The sequence below is a fragment of the Paenibacillus sp. FSL H7-0331 genome, from assembly GCF_001956045.1.
Genome location: NZ_MRTH01000036.1, coordinates 24,250 through 40,413, shown reverse-complemented (window position 1 = coordinate 40,413; position 16,164 = coordinate 24,250). Strand labels below are relative to the sequence as shown.

The following is a 16,164-nucleotide window of genomic DNA, read 5'->3' as shown; positions in this document are numbered from 1 at the left end:
ATGGAAGATCGACCCCCAAGCCATACCCTTACGAGCTTATGCTGGAGCAGGGACATGCACTGGATCGCCTGGATGTAGAGTTCCGCTGGGGCCATTATGGAATTCGTATGCTGAGATTTCATCATACGACCTTTAGTCCAGGCAAAATAGTATCCTTCCATAAGCATTCCGAATTTGAATTCCACTACATTCCCCGGGGCAAAGGCAAGGTCATTCTCGGAGAGGTTCCTTATTCGCTGCAGGAAGGCATGCTCTATCTGACCGGTCCCAATCTGGTGCATTACCAGGAGGCGGATGCTCTTGAAGCGATGGATGAGCTGTGCCTGCATATCGATATTGTCAAGCTGGACCATGATGAAGCCCCAAGAGAAGTAGGCTCTGAAAGTGAACCGTCCTGCGATTGGGGACGCCGTTCGGAAATTGCCGAAGCCGAGGCCTGCATCCAACAGCTCAAGCTCCTGCCTGCGAAACCGGTGCTCGATCAATATCGGGCCATGGAATGTTTTCTGAACGCCTATCGGGCGTGGTACGAGAATCAGCCTGGGCTGTTCACCGTAATCAAGCAGTCGATTATTCAGATTCTTTTGCGTACTACGCGTGCTTATGCTTCTGGTCCTCAATCCGATATTCCATCACGTAATATGAAGCAATACCGCTATAAGCTGGCTGTACAGTTTATCAAGGATAATTATATGGAGCCGCTGACACTGGAGGTTGTGGCGGAACGTGTGCAGATTAGCCCGCGCCAGCTGCAGCGGATTTTTCGTGACCATACGGGAGGTACGTTCAGCGAATATATCGAGCACGTACGACTTACACATATTTGCAATGAGCTGAGCCTAAGCGACCAAACCATTGATCAGATTGCATTTCAGAACGGGTTTTCAAGCGCCAATTATTTGCATTATGTGTTCAAAAGAAAGCTGGGATCGACTCCGATGAAATATAGGGATCAACATCGAAGATTGACAACATAAATGAGAACTATTATCATTTATTCAACGCTTTATTTGAATGGGGTGCTTGATAATGGGGAAGATCGATTTTGATTATTTGGAAAAGCATATGTATTTTGTGAAAACAGAGGTGCCTGAAGCTCTTTTTCGGCTTGAGCTTGCTGATTTACTGGATAAAGGCAATGCCGAGCGGTTAATTGCACAATACGGACCTGTGCTAAAAGCGATGAAGCCGGAGGTTGCGTCCACTTATTTTTCGTTATGGTTCGCCTGGGTCTGTGCGGCGCTTCAGTATACGATCTCCCATCATGATGCTGCATATAACATGTCACTGCATAATCTGAGCGGGCAGGTGCATCTGGTCAATAATCGGCCGCGCTGGGCGTTTCATCTCCATGATTCCAACAGCTTGTCTGTTCCTTGTACGGATAGAAATGATTGGAGGAAGCGGGTGCTGAGCTCCTTTTATACGAATGAAGTAGCTCCGCTGATGGCGTCGATTTCGGCTGCTGTTGGAATTAATGTTGGTCAGCTCTGGGGTCAGCTCGCTACGCGTCTTCATTACGCTTATGATGCCTGGCAGAAAGAGGCCGAAACTGATCAGCTGCGACATACAATCGAGGAGGATTTTACATTTCTCCGATACGGGCTAGCTGCAGAAATATTCGGCAGGAAAAAAAATCCGTTTGACATCCAGTTTCGTCATATCGATAATCCACGGATCCCGGGAGAAACGATGCGGATCAAGGCCTCATGCTGTCTTGCCTATTTAACAGATACAGGCCATGGCTATTGTTATTCCTGTCCGCGGATGGGGGAAGAAGAGCGTATGGAGCAGCGTATGAAGATTGAAGCAACCTTGATGGCGTCTGGCAAATAAACAAACTTTACTATGTTCATAACAGTCCAACCGTTAAGTCAAGCTGAACGGATGAATGATATGGAATTTTTACAAGTGAATATAAAAAAATCCAGCACATTCACCACCCAGGTATGTTACGATAAGGACGAGTATGATGGCATATGGACACGCTTACGAAACTTTATTTTCTTCGAAAACTCTAAAGTTAGCGCTTACGAAATCAGTTTTCTTTGAAAACTCTGAAGTTAATGCTTACGAAGATAGTTTTCTACGAAAACTTTTAGGAGGTTCACAATGAGCAATATTGGAGTATGGGAAAATGCGGAGCCTGGAGTCAAAAGAAAGATTTTTGAGCCGGGCCAAACGATCATGATGATGGAAGTTCATTTCGAGGAAAATGCCGAGGGCTACGAGCACAGCCATCCGCATGAGCAATTTTCTTACTGTATCAAGGGCAAGCTGGAGTTCACTATTGATGGACAAAAGCATGTCATTGGGCAAGGTGAAACGATCTACATCCCGAGCAACGCCAAGCATGGCGCCAAAGCGATTGAGCCGAGTATTCTGCTCGATACGTTTACGCCGGTGCGTGAAGATCTGGTAAAACGCTAAATCATCATAGAAAGATCATAAAAGAGCCCTCGGAGGGCTCTTTTTGCAACGTTTACTTGATTTCTAGAGATCCGTGAAGTTGATCGTGCCTACGACCATCGACAGGAAGTTAGCCAGTTCGGCCGCTTCTTCCTCTGTCAGTTTATATACATGCTCCAGATAGCCTTCCTCCTCCAGATCGTCAGGTCCGATGACAGCGGTACGTCCTGATTGCAGATCGGTAATCAGCTTTTTTCCATAAAAGCGGTTAGTTGATGTGATCGCCAGGTCAAAACGGTGCATGGAAAGATCACCAACAAAACAAACAAAGCGTGTACGTGTATCCTCTTGAGAATCGTATAATAAATCAAATTCTGCCATTATTGCAGGTCACTCCGTTCTTGTAACTGCCATTGTACAATCGATTATACATGAAGAAGCAGATACGGGCAAAAGATCATTAGGGGATTTTGGCACATATCGTTTTCATTTGCCGCCAAACATGATAGAATTTATAGAATGCTAAAAAATTCGCACCTGATTATATACTAGGAGGTTTCACATCCAATGTCCAAACCAAAAATGAGAAGCGATATGATTAAAAAAGGCTTCGACCGCGCACCGCACCGCAGCTTATTGCGTGCAGCTGGTGTTAAAGAAGAAGATTTCGATAAGCCGTTTATTGCGGTATGTAATTCCTATATCGATATCGTTCCAGGTCACGTTCACCTTCAGGAGTTCGGTAAAATCGTTAAGGAAGCTATCCGCGAGGCGGGCGGTGTACCTTTTGAATTCAACACCATCGGTGTAGATGACGGGATTGCCATGGGTCATATCGGTATGCGTTATTCCTTGCCAAGCCGTGAAATTATTGCGGATTCCCTTGAAACTGTAGTTGCAGCACACTGGTTTGACGGTATGGTCTGTATTCCGAACTGTGATAAAATTACACCGGGTATGATGATGGGCGCTTTGCGTGTGAATATCCCGACGATTTTCGTCAGCGGTGGCCCGATGAAAGCCGGTAAAGATAAAAACGGTAAATCGATCTCGCTTTCCAATGTATTTGAAGGCGTAGGAGCGCATCAAGCTGGTAAAATTGACGATCAAAGTCTGCTTGAGCTTGAGCAATACGGATGTCCGACCTGCGGTTCATGTTCGGGTATGTTTACAGCTAACTCAATGAACTGTCTGGCTGAAGGCTTGGGCCTGGCCCTGCCAGGTAACGGTACGATTCTGGCAGTTGCAGAAGAGCGCAAAGATTTCGTTAGACAATCCGCGAAGCAGTTGATGGAAATTATTAAATTGGACATTAAGCCTCGTGATATTGTAACAATCGAAGCTATCGATAACGCATTTGCACTCGATATGGCAATGGGCGGTTCGACAAACACTGTACTTCATACATTGGCTTTGGCGCATGAAGCGGGTTTTGAATATCCGATCGAGCGCATTAACGAAGTAGCTAACCGTGTACCACATTTGGCCAAAATCGCTCCAGCTTCCGACTACCACATCGAAGATGTGCATAACGCAGGTGGTGTGAGTGCAATCATCAACGAACTGCTCAAGAAACCGGGTGCTCTGAACGGCGACTGTATTACCGTATCAGGTAAAACACTGCGTGAGAATGTAGCTGGCTGTGAAATCATCAACAAGGATGTTATTCATCCATTGGATAATCCTCATTCCGAGCGCGGCGGCTTGGCAGTGCTGTTCGGTAATTTGGCTCCAGATGGCGGAATTATTAAAGTAGGTGCGGTTGATAAAGAAGTGGGCGGCAAGCATGTGGGTCCTGCTATTTGCTTCGATTCCCAGGAAGAAGCTTTGTCTGGTATCGCTAACGGAAAAGTCAAAGAAGGCCACGTAGTTGTCATTCGTTATGAAGGCCCTAAGGGTGGTCCGGGAATGCCGGAAATGCTCGCACCTACTTCACAAATTGTTGGGATGGGTCTTGGAGCGAAGGTTGGTTTGATCACGGATGGTCGTTTCTCAGGAGCTTCCCGCGGGATCAGCATCGGTCATATTTCGCCGGAAGCGGCTGAAGGTGGTCCGATTGCTTTCGTTGAGGATGGAGACATCATCGAGCTGGATTTGATCGAACGCCGTATTGAGTTAAAAATTTCCGATGAGGAAATGCACCGTCGCAAGTCCAACTGGAAAGGCTTTGAGCTGAAAGTGAAAACAGGCTACTTGGCCCGTTACTCGAAGCTGGTTACTTCCGCAAGTACTGGCGGCGTCATGAAGATTTAATTTGATAGCACTCGTATATATAGCATATAGCAAACATCTGAAAACGGCAGCAGAGAATGTCCATGACACTCTCTCTGTCGTTTTTGTTTTTCGGATCATCTGAATCTATTGGAATCAAGACTCGATTTGCCCGTCATCTTCCACATCATGTGTAGGATGATCGCCAGGATAATCACGGGACAGACCTGCGTGCAGCTCGCGATTTTCATAGGTGAAACGGTTCGGCGGGCGTTGGTCTCTGCGCCATGGACTGCTTTTGCCGAGAGATTCTGTTAGATGTGTTGATCCATAGGGTCCTTCCGGGAATTCCTCGGCGGTGAGATCGTTTCTTTGGGATTCGACAGTTTTGAAATCCGTATATCGATTCCGATCCTCCTCAATAAAACCCTCTTGATTCGTTTCTATACCCATCATGGTTCCCCCCAATTGTCCAAAGTATCGTTTTAGGATGACCACCTCTGTATAAAAAAATTCTTGAGTTACAAATACAATTTATGTCATGATAGTACAACGACTTACATAAAGAGGTGAGGGTGATTTGTTAAAAGGGAGATTTTTTCGCAACAGCCTCATATTGATTTTATTAATTTCTAGTATTCCAGGTGTTATTGTGGGCTTTATTATTTATTGGATGGGTGGGGACCGTCTGGAGAATGAAATGCTGCAGCTGCATAAGAGTCAAATCTTACAAAGAGCCGCTAATGTCGATGACCAGTTCTCCTATCTGGAAAATTCGCTTGCCCACTGGGCATTTGATCCCAAATTTAATAGCAGCCTGAAGGATGTTAATTTCTATACGGAGTTTGAAATTGCCCGTGATGTGACGAAGACACTGGGTGTTATGCAGGGCTCAAGTCCGCTGGCTAAGCAGGTGGAGCTATTCCTCAATGGCGTGCAGCCGATTCGCTTTTATCCCGAGTATGATGTGATACAGAACAGAACGTTCATGGATAGTTATATCGAAATGCTTTCTCAAGGAAAACTGGTTTTTTGGTCCGACCTCCCAGCCGATCCGGGTAAAGCGGATGCAACCGATTTGACGTTAGTTCATAAATTGCCAGGTGTAAATTTTGAACCTTTTGGCGCCCTGCTGGTTCGTGTGGACAAAGAGAAAGCATCCAACCTGTTGAAAACGCTAACACCGTACAACGTAGGTGAAACCTTCATTATGCAAAATGATGGAAATGTGCTTCTATCCAGCGCAGGAACAGCAAATTCAATCGGCTTTGATGAGGTTCTGAGAAACGAGGTGATGAAGGGAGGAGCCAAAACCGGTTCCTTCCTGTACGACTGGAAAAACACGACCTATACGGTATCCTATGGCACGTTTTCGCGGGTTGGCTCGGATTGGATCTATGTCTCGGCTTCACCGATTAATGCGATTACGCAACCGGTTGTATTCATTTCCAAGCTGATTCTCTCCGTCAGCTGCACCGCCCTGCTGCTGGCATTCATCCTGTCGTGGCTGGCATCCCGCAAAATTTATTCTCCGATTGATCGATTGATCCGCCTGCTTGCGGCCAACAAGCTGTTTGTGGGCAGTGCGAACGAACAGACGGATGAATTTAAAATGATCGAAAAGGAATGGTTGCATTTAAGCAGAGAAAGCATTACCCTGCAAAATAAGCTGGAGCAGCAGCTGCCTCATGTGAAGGAAGGCTTCCTGCTTCAATTGGTGCAAGGTTTTCTGTACGCCTATTCAGAAGAAGATTTGAAGAAGCGGATGAGGAACTTTGACTGGATCGTGGATGATCAGCAATTTCTGGTGATGCATATTCAATTGACCGGCTTTGAAAATTTAGAGGGCAGGTTTTCATTGGGTGACGAGGGTCTGGTTACGTTTGCTGCTGCGAACATTATTGAAGAGCTGGCGGCGAATCGTTTGGAACAGGCCAGTACTATCAACTTCCACGATTTATCGATCGGTGTGCTTTTCATTGTCCCTCCAGATCGGCCGTTTACAGACAAGCTGCAGGCGTTTAGCGAGGAATTGATGCATACGATCAATCATATTTTAAAGCTGCAGGTTTCCATAGCTATCGGGAAAACGACTCCCTTGATTGCCCAGATCCCATTTCGTTATGAAGAAGCCAAGCAAGCCCTGAGCTATCGCAATTTTGAAAATGAAAATCAGATGCTGGATCTGGAGACGCTTGAAATGAGTGAAGAAATGAATGAGCTGCGTTACCCGTTCGTACTGGAACGTGAAATTATACAAATGCTTCGTACAGGTCAGCAGCAGGAGGCTGAGCACACGATTGTGCTGTTTCTGGAGGAGCTGTTGGAACGAAGGGCCAAGGAAATTGATATTCAGCAGGGAATGCTTCAGCTTCTCGGCAGCATCCTGCATGCCATCCGTCACTCCGGTATGGACCCGAGCCGGGTGTATAAATCAGCCAATCTGTATGAACAACTGACCCAGATCCGTGAGCCGCAGAAGATGTTGAATTGGTTTAATGCCAAGGTCATACACCCTTTTGTGAGGGAGCTGGAGGCTCGTTCCGATGTGCAGGTCAAGAAGGTTGTTGAGTCGGCAATGATCTATTTGCAAAATGAGTATATGAATGAAATTTCATTGGACAGCTGTGCAGAGCATACCGGGATGAACGCCGTCTCACTCAGCAAATCATTCAAGCAGGTAAATGGGAAAAACTTCATTGATTACTTGACCGAGCTGCGAATAGGGAAGGCCAAAGAGCTGCTCCGTGATACAGAGCTGAAAATAAACGATGTTGCCGTGCAGGTCGGGTATCAGCATAGTTATTTTAACCGAATTTTTAAAAAGCAGGAAGGTATAACACCGAGCCATTATCGGGAGATGAGTCGGAATACATACATATAATCCAAGCTAGAAAACCGTCACAGCCGAGTCTGTTCGACGGTTTTTTGGCGTATCTCTGCAAAAAAGTCTTAAAAAATAAGAAAAGTGCAAGGACTTCGAAGCTGTCCAACTCCCAGTGAACTAAAAAATCTAAAAATGGAAAAAATGTCCTGACCTTCATTGAGGCTATTTCAAAAAAATCTGATTGTTGGAAAATTATGCTGCGACTAAGCTAAGTGGTATAGCGATTGAAAGGAGTAAACACATGGCCAAAGCAACCCGGTCCGATTCGCTTGCAGCCCAAGGACAAGCTGCGGTGAAGGTTCCTTCAAAAAGTCCGCTGTTGGCAAAGCTCAGCAGAGATAAATATTTGCTCCTGCTTTGTGTGCCGGGACTACTGTACTTTTTTATTTTCAAATACGTTCCGATGTGGGGCGTGCTGCTTGCCTTCAAAAACTATCAGCCTTTCATTGGTTTCTTTGATAGTGAATGGGTCGGCTTCGCTAATTTCCAGCAGTTTTTTCAGGACCCGATTTTTTTCAAGCTGGTGAGGAATACGCTGCTGCTGGGGTTATACGATCTTGTTTTCTTTTTTCCGGCACCCATTTTATTATCATTATTGTTAAATGAGGTTCGGATCTCTTTGTATAAAAGGTTCATTCAAACGATTATTTATGTACCGCATTTTATTTCGATGGTTATTTTGGCCAGTATTTCCTATTTGCTGCTCACGACAGAGGGTGGTGCTGTCAATGAAATGGTGTTCAGCCTTACAGGGTACAGAATTGATTTTCTGACCAGTGAGAACTGGTTCCGACCGCTCATTATTACACAGAACCTGTGGAAGGAAGTCGGATGGGGAACGATTATTTTTCTCGCGGCATTGGCGGGGGTTGATCAGGAGCAGTATGAAGCCGCTATTGTGGATGGGGCTAATCGCTTTCGTCAGGTATGGCATATTACGCTGCCAGCCATTCGTGGGACGATCATTGTGCTGCTGATTCTACGTATGGGCAATTTCCTCGATCGGGGCTTTGAGCAGGTGCTGCTGATGAGCAACGCACTGAATCGGCCTGTGGCTGAGGTATTCGATACTTATGTGTACACGCTCGGGATAACGCAGGGAGCGTTCAGCTACAGTACGGCGGTTGGATTGTTTAAAGCTATTATTGGTATTATTTTGGTCTTCACGTCCAACTATTTGGCTAAGCGTTCTGGTCATTCAGGGATATTTTGAGGAGTAATGATTAGGTTCGCTGCACGACCAGAGTGTTCCTACGATTGCTGTTGTTTCCCTATTTTATGAATTTATAAGACATTTAGCGGCGAAAATCCGGAAACAAAGGCGAACGCTAACGCTTCTCCAGGATCATTTGGCCACTCCGCTCTTTATTCACCAAACTTTTAATGGAGTAGTTTTCTAAGAAAACGCTAAGGAGGTTGCAACTATGCGGCATAGCAGCTTGGGCGGCAAATGGTTCGATATCGCCAACTATTCGTTTCTGGCATTGGTGGCGCTCTGCATGATGCTGCCCATTATGTATATTGTGGCAGGCTCATTTGCATCGGAAATCGAAATCGGCAGTCGGTCGTTTTTTCTGATTCCGCAGAACATCACGTTTAATGCTTATGAGTACGTGTTCAAGGATCATACCTTGCCGCGCAGTTTATTGGTATCCGTATTTATTACGGTAGCGGGTACTCTCGTTAATTTGTTCTTCACCTTTACCTTCGCCTACGGTTTATCGCGCAGGAACATGCTGGGTCGAAATGTGATGATGAATATGATTATTTTCTCGATGGTATTCAGCGGCGGGATGATTCCGACTTATTTGGTCGTAAAAAACATGGGGCTGCTCAACTCCTACTGGGCCGTGATGCTTCCTGTAGCGATCAACGCATTTAATCTGATCGTCATCAAGTCTTTTTTTCAGGAAATCCCGAATGAGCTGATCGAATCCGCACGGATGGACGGCTGCAACGATTTAGGTGTGTTATGGCGGGTTGTGCTGCCTTTATCGAAGCCGGTTATTGCTACGTTTGGCCTGTTTTATGCAGTGAGTCACTGGAACGATTTTTTCAATGCGCTGCTGTACTTAAGTGATTCGAAGATGTGGCCGATGCAGGTTCTGCTCCGACAGATGATTTTGCTGGCTTCAGGCTCACTTGATATGTCGACTATGGATCTGACTTATGTGAAGCCACCTGATCAATCGATCAAGATGGCCGTCGTCGTTGTCGGTACGTTACCTATTTTACTGGTTTATCCGTTTATTCAGAAGCATTTTGCCAAGGGTGTCCTGTTGGGCGCTGTCAAAGGGTAGAGCTTCGGGTAGATGATCCTCATAGCTCAGCATGTAATTCCAGTTCGATCCAAAAGGGAGGAAATATCGTATGAAATGGGTTCAACAACCAAAACGTTCATTGTTTGCTTTGACCAGTATGGCTGTAACCGTAAGTGTTATCGCAGGCTGCAGCAGCTCTCCCGCCGCACCTCCGGCCAGTGCTCCTGCTACCCCAGCGGCATCAACTGCCAAGCCGGGTGACGCCCCCAAGACAGCAGAGCCGCCATTCAAGCTCAGCATCATGCTGAAAAGCTATTCGAATGATAATGCTTCTGCGGAAAGCAAAGTGTGGAAGCAGGTAGAGGAATATACGAACACCAAGCTGGATCTGCAGTTTGTACCTGATGCCTCCTACCTGGATAAGATGAACATTACGTTGGCATCCGGCTCCATGCCTGCCGCTATCTTTGTGGTGAATGTGAAGCTGCCCTCGGTTGCTAATGCAATTAAAGGTGGCGCCTTCTGGGAAGTGGGTCCGTATCTGAAGGATTATCCGAATCTGAGCAAGGCCAACCCGACGATTTTGAACAACACCTCGGTAAATGGCAAGTATTATGGTCTGTATACGACCCGTCCTATTGGGCGCATGGGTATATCTTACCGTAAGGACTGGCTGGATAATCTGGGAATGGCCGAACCCAAGACGATTGATGACTTTTACAATATGCTGAAGGCTTTTACTACCAAGGACCCGGACAAAAATGGCAAGGATGACACCTACGGCATGGTAGTGACCAAATATTCTGGTCCATGGGATATTATGCAGACCTGGTTTGGGGCGCCTAATAAGTGGGGTGTGAAGGACGGTAAGCTGGTTCCTGCCCATCTGACTACCGAGTACATGGATGCACTTAAATTTTACAAAAAACTGTATGATGAAAAGCTGATCAATCAGGATTTTGCCGTATATGATTCTGCCAAGTGGAATGATCCGATAGTGAATGGAAAAGCCGGAGTTGCTGTTGATGTGGCGGACCGATCCTATCAAATCGACGAGAAGCTGAAGACGGTTGATCCCAAGGGAGCGATAGATGTCATTGGCGCTGTGAGCGGTCCGACAGGGCTTCACAATCAACCGACGACCGGTTACGCAGGAGTATTCCTCATATCCAAATCTGCTGTCAAGACAGAGGCTGAGCTGAAGAAGGTTCTGCAGTTCTTTGATAAGTCGAACGACAAGGAGATGCAGGCTCTGCTCGGTTACGGTATTGAAGGCACGCATTACAAAATGGACAACGGCAAGCTCGCTCCACTCTTAACGATTAATGACAATATGGCTCCCGATATTAATAACAAAAACTTGAATCAAATTTCCTTGCAAATTCCTTATATTATGCCTGATTTGTTTCCACCAGCTACACCGCTTCGCATTAAGGCAAACAATGTGATGAAAGAAAATGAGAAAATCATTGTGTCCAACCCTGGAGAACCGCTGACTTCGGCCACCTTCACCCAGAAGGGAGCTCAGCTGGACCAGATTGTAGAGGACGCTCGTATCAAGTATATTGTCGGCAAGGTCGATGAAGCTGGCTTTAAAGCCGATATGGAGCTGTGGAAAAAAAGCGGCGGTGACGATTACACGAAGGAAATGAATGAAGCTTATACCGTAATTAAAAAATAAAGGGGGAGATCCGATTGATTCTCACCAGTGGAGCTAAAGGAACAATATGGCCTTCGGAACGGCGCAGTTTTCAAGACCAGTTAACCGGGGTAACCGTGACCCAATTGACAGATTATCGTTCTCACAGCTTTCATATTTATTTTACGAATAACGGTTTTTACGGGGAAGGCAAGCTGCTCTTTGGATCGGACCGCGGGAACGTCACAAATCTGTTCAGTATGGATCTGCACACTGGCGAAATGACCCAATTGACCGATCTGCAGCGTGGTTTGGCTTCACGGATTCAGGGGACGTTTCTCAATCCGGCTCGTTCTGAGGCTTATTATTATTATAACCGGACGATTGTAGCCATTGATTTGCAAACGCTGGAGGAGCGTACGCTGTACACGGTTCCGGATGGATATACGTTTGGCAGTATGAGCTGTACCTCCGATGGCAATAAGCTGTGTTTTGGTCTCAACGAGGATTTGTCAGGCCGTATCCATATGGATATGTCCAACGGTTATACAGGGTTCGAAGCGTACTTCAGTGCGAGGCCGCATTGTATGATTATGGAGGTTTCGACTGCAAGTGGAGTAGTCCAGAAGCTGTATGAGGATCAGCTGTGGTTAGGTCATATCAATACCTCGCCCACACAGCCGAACCTGCTTACCTTTTGCCATGAAGGTCCATGGGATATGATTGATCATCGCATCTGGGTGTTCGATATGAACTCCGGTCGTCATTGGAAGGTAAGGGACACAAAGCCTAATGAATATGTGGGCCATGAGTATTGGATGAAAGATGGTATCCATATCGGATATCATGGCTATACCGGATCGCTGACGGATCATAACGGCAAAATTATCGGTTCGGTCCACTATGATAATAGTCATGTTGAGGAATACAGCTTTCCATTTCAAAATATGCATGTCCATTCGAATGACTTGAACCTCGTCGTTGGGGATGGACAACAAACAAATGCTTATCATGGGCAGCAGCTTCAGGATACGCTGCAGCTATGGAAGCATGATGGTTCCGGCTTTCAGGGACCCCGTATTCTTTGCAAGCATCGTGGCAGCTTTCATACACAGAGTCTGCATGTGCATCCGAGATTAAGCCCAGATGGGCAGCATGTGCTCTTCACGAGCGATATGTCAGGCTATGGCAATCTGTACATGGTTGATGTTCCTGAATTTGAGACGCTGCCTGAGCATAAGTTAGACTAGACGTCAAAAGACTGTCTGACAAATGATTGTGGTGATACCGCAGTTGTACAGCAGGACAATTTATGATAGTATGGTAATAATTTCAATTCGCCAGGGGAAGCACCTCTCTTACATCTCATGTAGGAGGGTGCTTTTTTTGCGTTTGAAATAACTTGTATAGGAGGGCTGTCAAATGAACTTATTATTTTTAAACAGCTTGGAGAAGCGGGTTTCGGAGGATCGTAGCGTAAGTGCACAGGTATCGATAGGTGAGAGTCAGGGGAGCTGGTACGTAGGCTGGCAGGAAACGAAACCTGATGGTCGTCAGGTACAGGAATCATGGTTTGAAGGGCACAGCTGGGAAGATATGCTGGCAGCATTTCGTCACAATATTTTCACCAAGCAGTGTGACGGTTTTCAGCCGTTGCTGGAAGTAGCGATGCTGCCGGAAATTACAGCGCTTGACCGCAAGACAGCACGAATTCAATTGCTCGCCTATTATAGCGAAATTCACGCCAATGAGGAGCTGTATGAAAAGCTGCGGCAGTGGCGGCTCAAGCAAGCCAGCAGAGAAAGCAAGGCGCCATTTCTGGTTGCAACGAACAGGCTGCTGCGAATGGTCAGTGTCTATTTGCCGCGCACAATGGAAGAGCTTAAGCAGCTGCCGGGTATGGGCGTTAATAAATCGAATGCCTATGGGACCGAGCTGCTCAGTATAATCCAGGATCAAGAGCGGTCAACACCATTCCCGCTAGATTGGGTTGAAGAGCAAGTGAATCCTGCCGAATTCAACGGTTGGCTGGAGCAGGAGAAGGGACGCAAGCGCAAGCTGCAGGAGAATAAGCAGGAGATCCGCAGCAAGCTATTGGAAGCGATTACCCGAGGTGATGGTTTGGATGCATTAAGGGAGCAGACCCAGCTCGAGCGACGCGATTTGCTGCTGTGGATTGAGGAGCTGGACAAGGAGGGTTATGATATGGAGCCTTATATTGAGGCTATTCTTCATGATGTGCCTGCTGAAGAGCAATCACTGGCATGGACCGCTTTTGAACAAAAAGGCGATCGTTATTTGAAGCCTATTCTGCAAGCGGTATATGTACCGGAGGCGCTGCAAGGCAAGGAATTAGACCGGATGTATGAGTGGCTAAGAGTGCTTCGTATGAAATTTCGCCGCGTACATGCGGAGCAAGCGATTGAGGCTGGTTAAGGCTTACAGTGTGACTAACCAGAACTCTACTTGACATGCAAAAAGAGGTCTTCTCCATGGAGATGGCCTCTGGTTTCTTAAGCTTGTACCTATTCGATATCGGAGCCCGCTTACTTAACAACCAGCACCGGTATTTTCGCGTGATGGAGAATTTCCGAGCTGACACTACCGAGTAGGATTTCTTTAAAGGTGCCAAACCCTCGGCTGCCAACAATAATAAGGTCAGCATGATTAGCTTCCGCGTAATCCAGAATGACTCTTGCCGGTGCCCCTCCATCCAATAAAGTAGCGGAGGTCTTGTCCAGATTCGAGATCAGCAGCTTTGCTTCATCTACGAGTTCATTTGCTGCTTGATACAATTCTGTTTGGACAACGGCAGGACCGGTAATGACGGCATCATTCAGCACCAGATTGGAGACTTGGAATACGTGAACAACCTCCAATTCTGAATCCGCAAATACTCGTTTCATCTCGATTGCTTTATTTAATGCAATTTTTGCCGTTTCCGAACCGTCATATGCCACGATAATTTTATTGAACATAGAAGCTCACCTCTGTTAGTAGTATACCCACCTATTACCCTTAAAATCAGGATGTGAAGCGAGTGCAATCCAAATCATCCAAAACGGTTACTTATATGTATGAGAAACTCCTGTGCACTGGAATGAAGGTTCCAGGCACAGGAGTCAATTTGAGAACAGCAAGTCGATTCAACTCACAGCCATTCCTTTTTGCGAAACAAAACGAACATGGACATACCTACGATAAACATGAAAATAACGGCTGCAATCCCGCCATATTCCCAGTGAAGACCTGGGACATACTCGAAATTCATTCCGTAAATACCGGTAATAAACGTCAATGGCATAAATATGGTCGTCAGCGCAGTAAATATACGCATAATTTCATTTGCTCGGTTAGAAAGACTTGACTGATAAGCCTCACGTAAGTTGCCCATTAGATCGCGAAAGGTGTCGAACGTTTCAGAAATTTTGACGGCATTTTCGTAAATATCGCCAAAGTATTTTTTGAGCGGATCGCTGATCAGCTTCAGTTCTTTTTTATTCAGGGTTGAGATCACATCACGCTGTGGGCCGAGCACCTTTTTCAACCACAGGATTTCGCTTCGCAGACCAATAATCTCATTCAAATGGGATTTCTTTGTATGCATCAAGATATCTTCTTCAAGCTTCTCGATCTTCGCTTCGATACGATCGCCTACATTGGTATAATTATCGACAACCAGATCTATTAAGTGATATAAAAAAGTGTCCGCAGAGGCAACCTCTTCTTCCCATAGTACAGGCTTCAGGGCGCGCAGCTCATTAATCTTTTGACGGGTTACCGTTATAATATAATGCTTGCCAAGAAAAATATTCAAAGCCCGCAGGAAAATTTCTTCATCATCAAAACGAATGCTGTTGACCACGATAAAATAATTGGAGTCGTACAGCTCAATTTTGGGGCGCTGTTCCTCTTCCGTCAAGCAGTCCTCGACGGCCAGCTCATGAAGGTGATACAGCGGTTGTAAAATTTCCAAATCCTCGACATCTGCGTCGATCCAGTAGAACCCGTGTTCCGGCGCTTCCATGGCTGTCGTAATATCCTCCACCAAAGTGAAAATGCCGTCCTGCACCAAGCGTGTTTTCATTCTGATTCACCTCTTCACATGATTTACTTGAGAGGAAATACAGGCGGAAGAAACGACGCTAACATCATGCGGACAGCTTTATACCGGGCAGACAAGGTTTTATATAGAGTGGATTTAGGTCCACGTCAAATACGCTTGTATTGGCAAAGTATTGCTGGGCGCATGAGAATCAGCGGCGTAAGCCAACTGCATTCCTAACGATCTATTCGGTTGGTTGTGAACGTAGATACTACTCGTCGGGTCTCCGTCCATTCGTTGGTTGCACCCCTTTGCTATTGGTGTCGAATACTTGTCTAGTATAAACCTACATGCCTTGCACAGCAAGGTGGAAACGATAAAATTAATATGTTTTTTTGAGCCCTTGATACAGTATGCAAAATGCTGGCGGAGGTGCTCCTTCTATCCAATTACATGAAATGTGAAAATGAAATTTATACGGCGCTCTTGACTTTAATGAGGTTGTAGTAAATAATATAAAGAAAAATATAAAATTACTTTTCTTATCAAGAGCAGGTGGAGGGACTAGCCCGATGACACCCGGCAACCGACAAACCGTTGGCATATCGCGTAAGCGTATGACAGTGGAATGCACGGTGCTAATTCTTGCGGAAGCGAACATAGCTTCTGAGAGATGAGAGAGGACATTGTTATTGATAACAAGGCCTTTCTC

The 16,164-nt window shown here is 46.0% G+C and carries 14 protein-coding genes and 1 riboswitch; of the genes, 10 read left to right on the top strand and 4 right to left on the bottom strand.

From position 1 onward, the window contains the following. Window positions 1-38: 38 nt before the first annotated feature. The 3 genes from BK127_RS33040 to BK127_RS33030 all read left to right on the top strand — a co-directional run bounded on the left by BK127_RS33040 (window position 39) and on the right by BK127_RS33030 (window position 2,430). A complete protein-coding gene (locus BK127_RS33040; protein ID WP_372237399.1) occupies window positions 39-977 on the top strand; it encodes a helix-turn-helix domain-containing protein in 939 nt (312 codons plus the stop codon). A gap of 52 nt (window positions 978-1,029) precedes the next feature. Then, window positions 1,030-1,836, top strand: coding sequence for a ferric iron reductase (locus BK127_RS33035; RefSeq protein WP_076236356.1), 807 nt, complete (start codon window positions 1,030-1,032; stop codon window positions 1,834-1,836). Window positions 1,837-2,112: 276 nt separating this feature from the next. Then, on the top strand, window positions 2,113-2,430 hold the full coding sequence (locus BK127_RS33030; protein WP_076236355.1) for a cupin domain-containing protein: 318 nt from the start codon (window positions 2,113-2,115) through the stop codon (window positions 2,428-2,430). A 63-nt stretch (window positions 2,431-2,493) separates the two neighbouring features. Here BK127_RS33030 and BK127_RS33025 read toward each other — a convergent pair whose 3' ends face one another. Further along, the gene (locus BK127_RS33025; protein WP_076236354.1) at window positions 2,494-2,790 is read right to left on the bottom strand and encodes a DUF3055 domain-containing protein; all 297 of its coding nucleotides are present in this window, start codon (window positions 2,788-2,790) and stop codon (window positions 2,494-2,496) included. A 186-nt stretch (window positions 2,791-2,976) separates the two neighbouring features. Between BK127_RS33025 and ilvD the strand changes: the two genes are divergently transcribed. After that, window positions 2,977-4,662: a dihydroxy-acid dehydratase gene (gene ilvD / locus BK127_RS33020; RefSeq protein ID WP_076236353.1), complete on the top strand. Its 1,686-nt coding sequence runs from the start codon at window positions 2,977-2,979 to the stop codon at window positions 4,660-4,662. A 114-nt stretch (window positions 4,663-4,776) separates the two neighbouring features. On the opposite strand, the gene BK127_RS33015 is transcribed toward ilvD, so the two are convergent. Next, window positions 4,777-5,073: a hypothetical protein gene (locus tag BK127_RS33015; protein WP_076236352.1), complete on the bottom strand. Its 297-nt coding sequence runs from the start codon at window positions 5,071-5,073 to the stop codon at window positions 4,777-4,779. Between the two features lie 127 nt (window positions 5,074-5,200). Between BK127_RS33015 and BK127_RS33010 the strand changes: the two genes are divergently transcribed. The 6 genes from BK127_RS33010 (at window position 5,201) to BK127_RS32985 (ending at window position 13,843) form a co-directional block, all read left to right on the top strand. Then, window positions 5,201-7,504 carry a helix-turn-helix domain-containing protein gene (locus BK127_RS33010; protein WP_076236351.1) on the top strand — a complete coding sequence of 768 codons (2,304 nt, stop codon included), beginning with the start codon at window positions 5,201-5,203 and terminating at the stop codon, window positions 7,502-7,504. A 244-nt stretch (window positions 7,505-7,748) separates the two neighbouring features. Further along, window positions 7,749-8,720: an ABC transporter permease gene (locus BK127_RS33005; RefSeq protein WP_076236350.1), complete on the top strand. Its 972-nt coding sequence runs from the start codon at window positions 7,749-7,751 to the stop codon at window positions 8,718-8,720. A 211-nt stretch (window positions 8,721-8,931) separates the two neighbouring features. Further along, entirely contained in the window at window positions 8,932-9,807 is an 876-nt protein-coding gene (locus tag BK127_RS33000) for a carbohydrate ABC transporter permease (RefSeq protein WP_076236349.1), read from the top strand. 70 nt (window positions 9,808-9,877) lie between these two features. Further along, window positions 9,878-11,449: an extracellular solute-binding protein gene (locus tag BK127_RS32995; protein WP_076236348.1), complete on the top strand. Its 1,572-nt coding sequence runs from the start codon at window positions 9,878-9,880 to the stop codon at window positions 11,447-11,449. A gap of 14 nt (window positions 11,450-11,463) precedes the next feature. Then, window positions 11,464-12,657 (top strand): oligogalacturonate lyase family protein, encoded by a 1,194-nt coding sequence (locus tag BK127_RS32990; protein ID WP_218639062.1) that lies wholly within the window; start codon window positions 11,464-11,466, stop codon window positions 12,655-12,657. Window positions 12,658-12,829: 172 nt separating this feature from the next. Continuing rightward, the gene (locus BK127_RS32985; protein WP_076236347.1) at window positions 12,830-13,843 is read left to right on the top strand and encodes an HRDC domain-containing protein; all 1,014 of its coding nucleotides are present in this window, start codon (window positions 12,830-12,832) and stop codon (window positions 13,841-13,843) included. A 110-nt stretch (window positions 13,844-13,953) separates the two neighbouring features. On the opposite strand, the gene BK127_RS32980 is transcribed toward BK127_RS32985, so the two are convergent. Both BK127_RS32980 and corA read right to left on the bottom strand, forming a co-directional pair. Next, window positions 13,954-14,385 carry a universal stress protein gene (locus BK127_RS32980; protein ID WP_076236346.1) on the bottom strand — a complete coding sequence of 144 codons (432 nt, stop codon included), beginning with the start codon at window positions 14,383-14,385 and terminating at the stop codon, window positions 13,954-13,956. Window positions 14,386-14,558: 173 nt separating this feature from the next. Then, window positions 14,559-15,494, bottom strand: coding sequence for a magnesium/cobalt transporter CorA (gene corA, locus BK127_RS32975; protein WP_076236345.1), 936 nt, complete (start codon window positions 15,492-15,494; stop codon window positions 14,559-14,561). 497 nt (window positions 15,495-15,991) lie between these two features. Continuing rightward, window positions 15,992-16,132: riboswitch (SAM riboswitch) on the top strand. Window positions 16,133-16,164 lie beyond the last annotated feature (32 nt).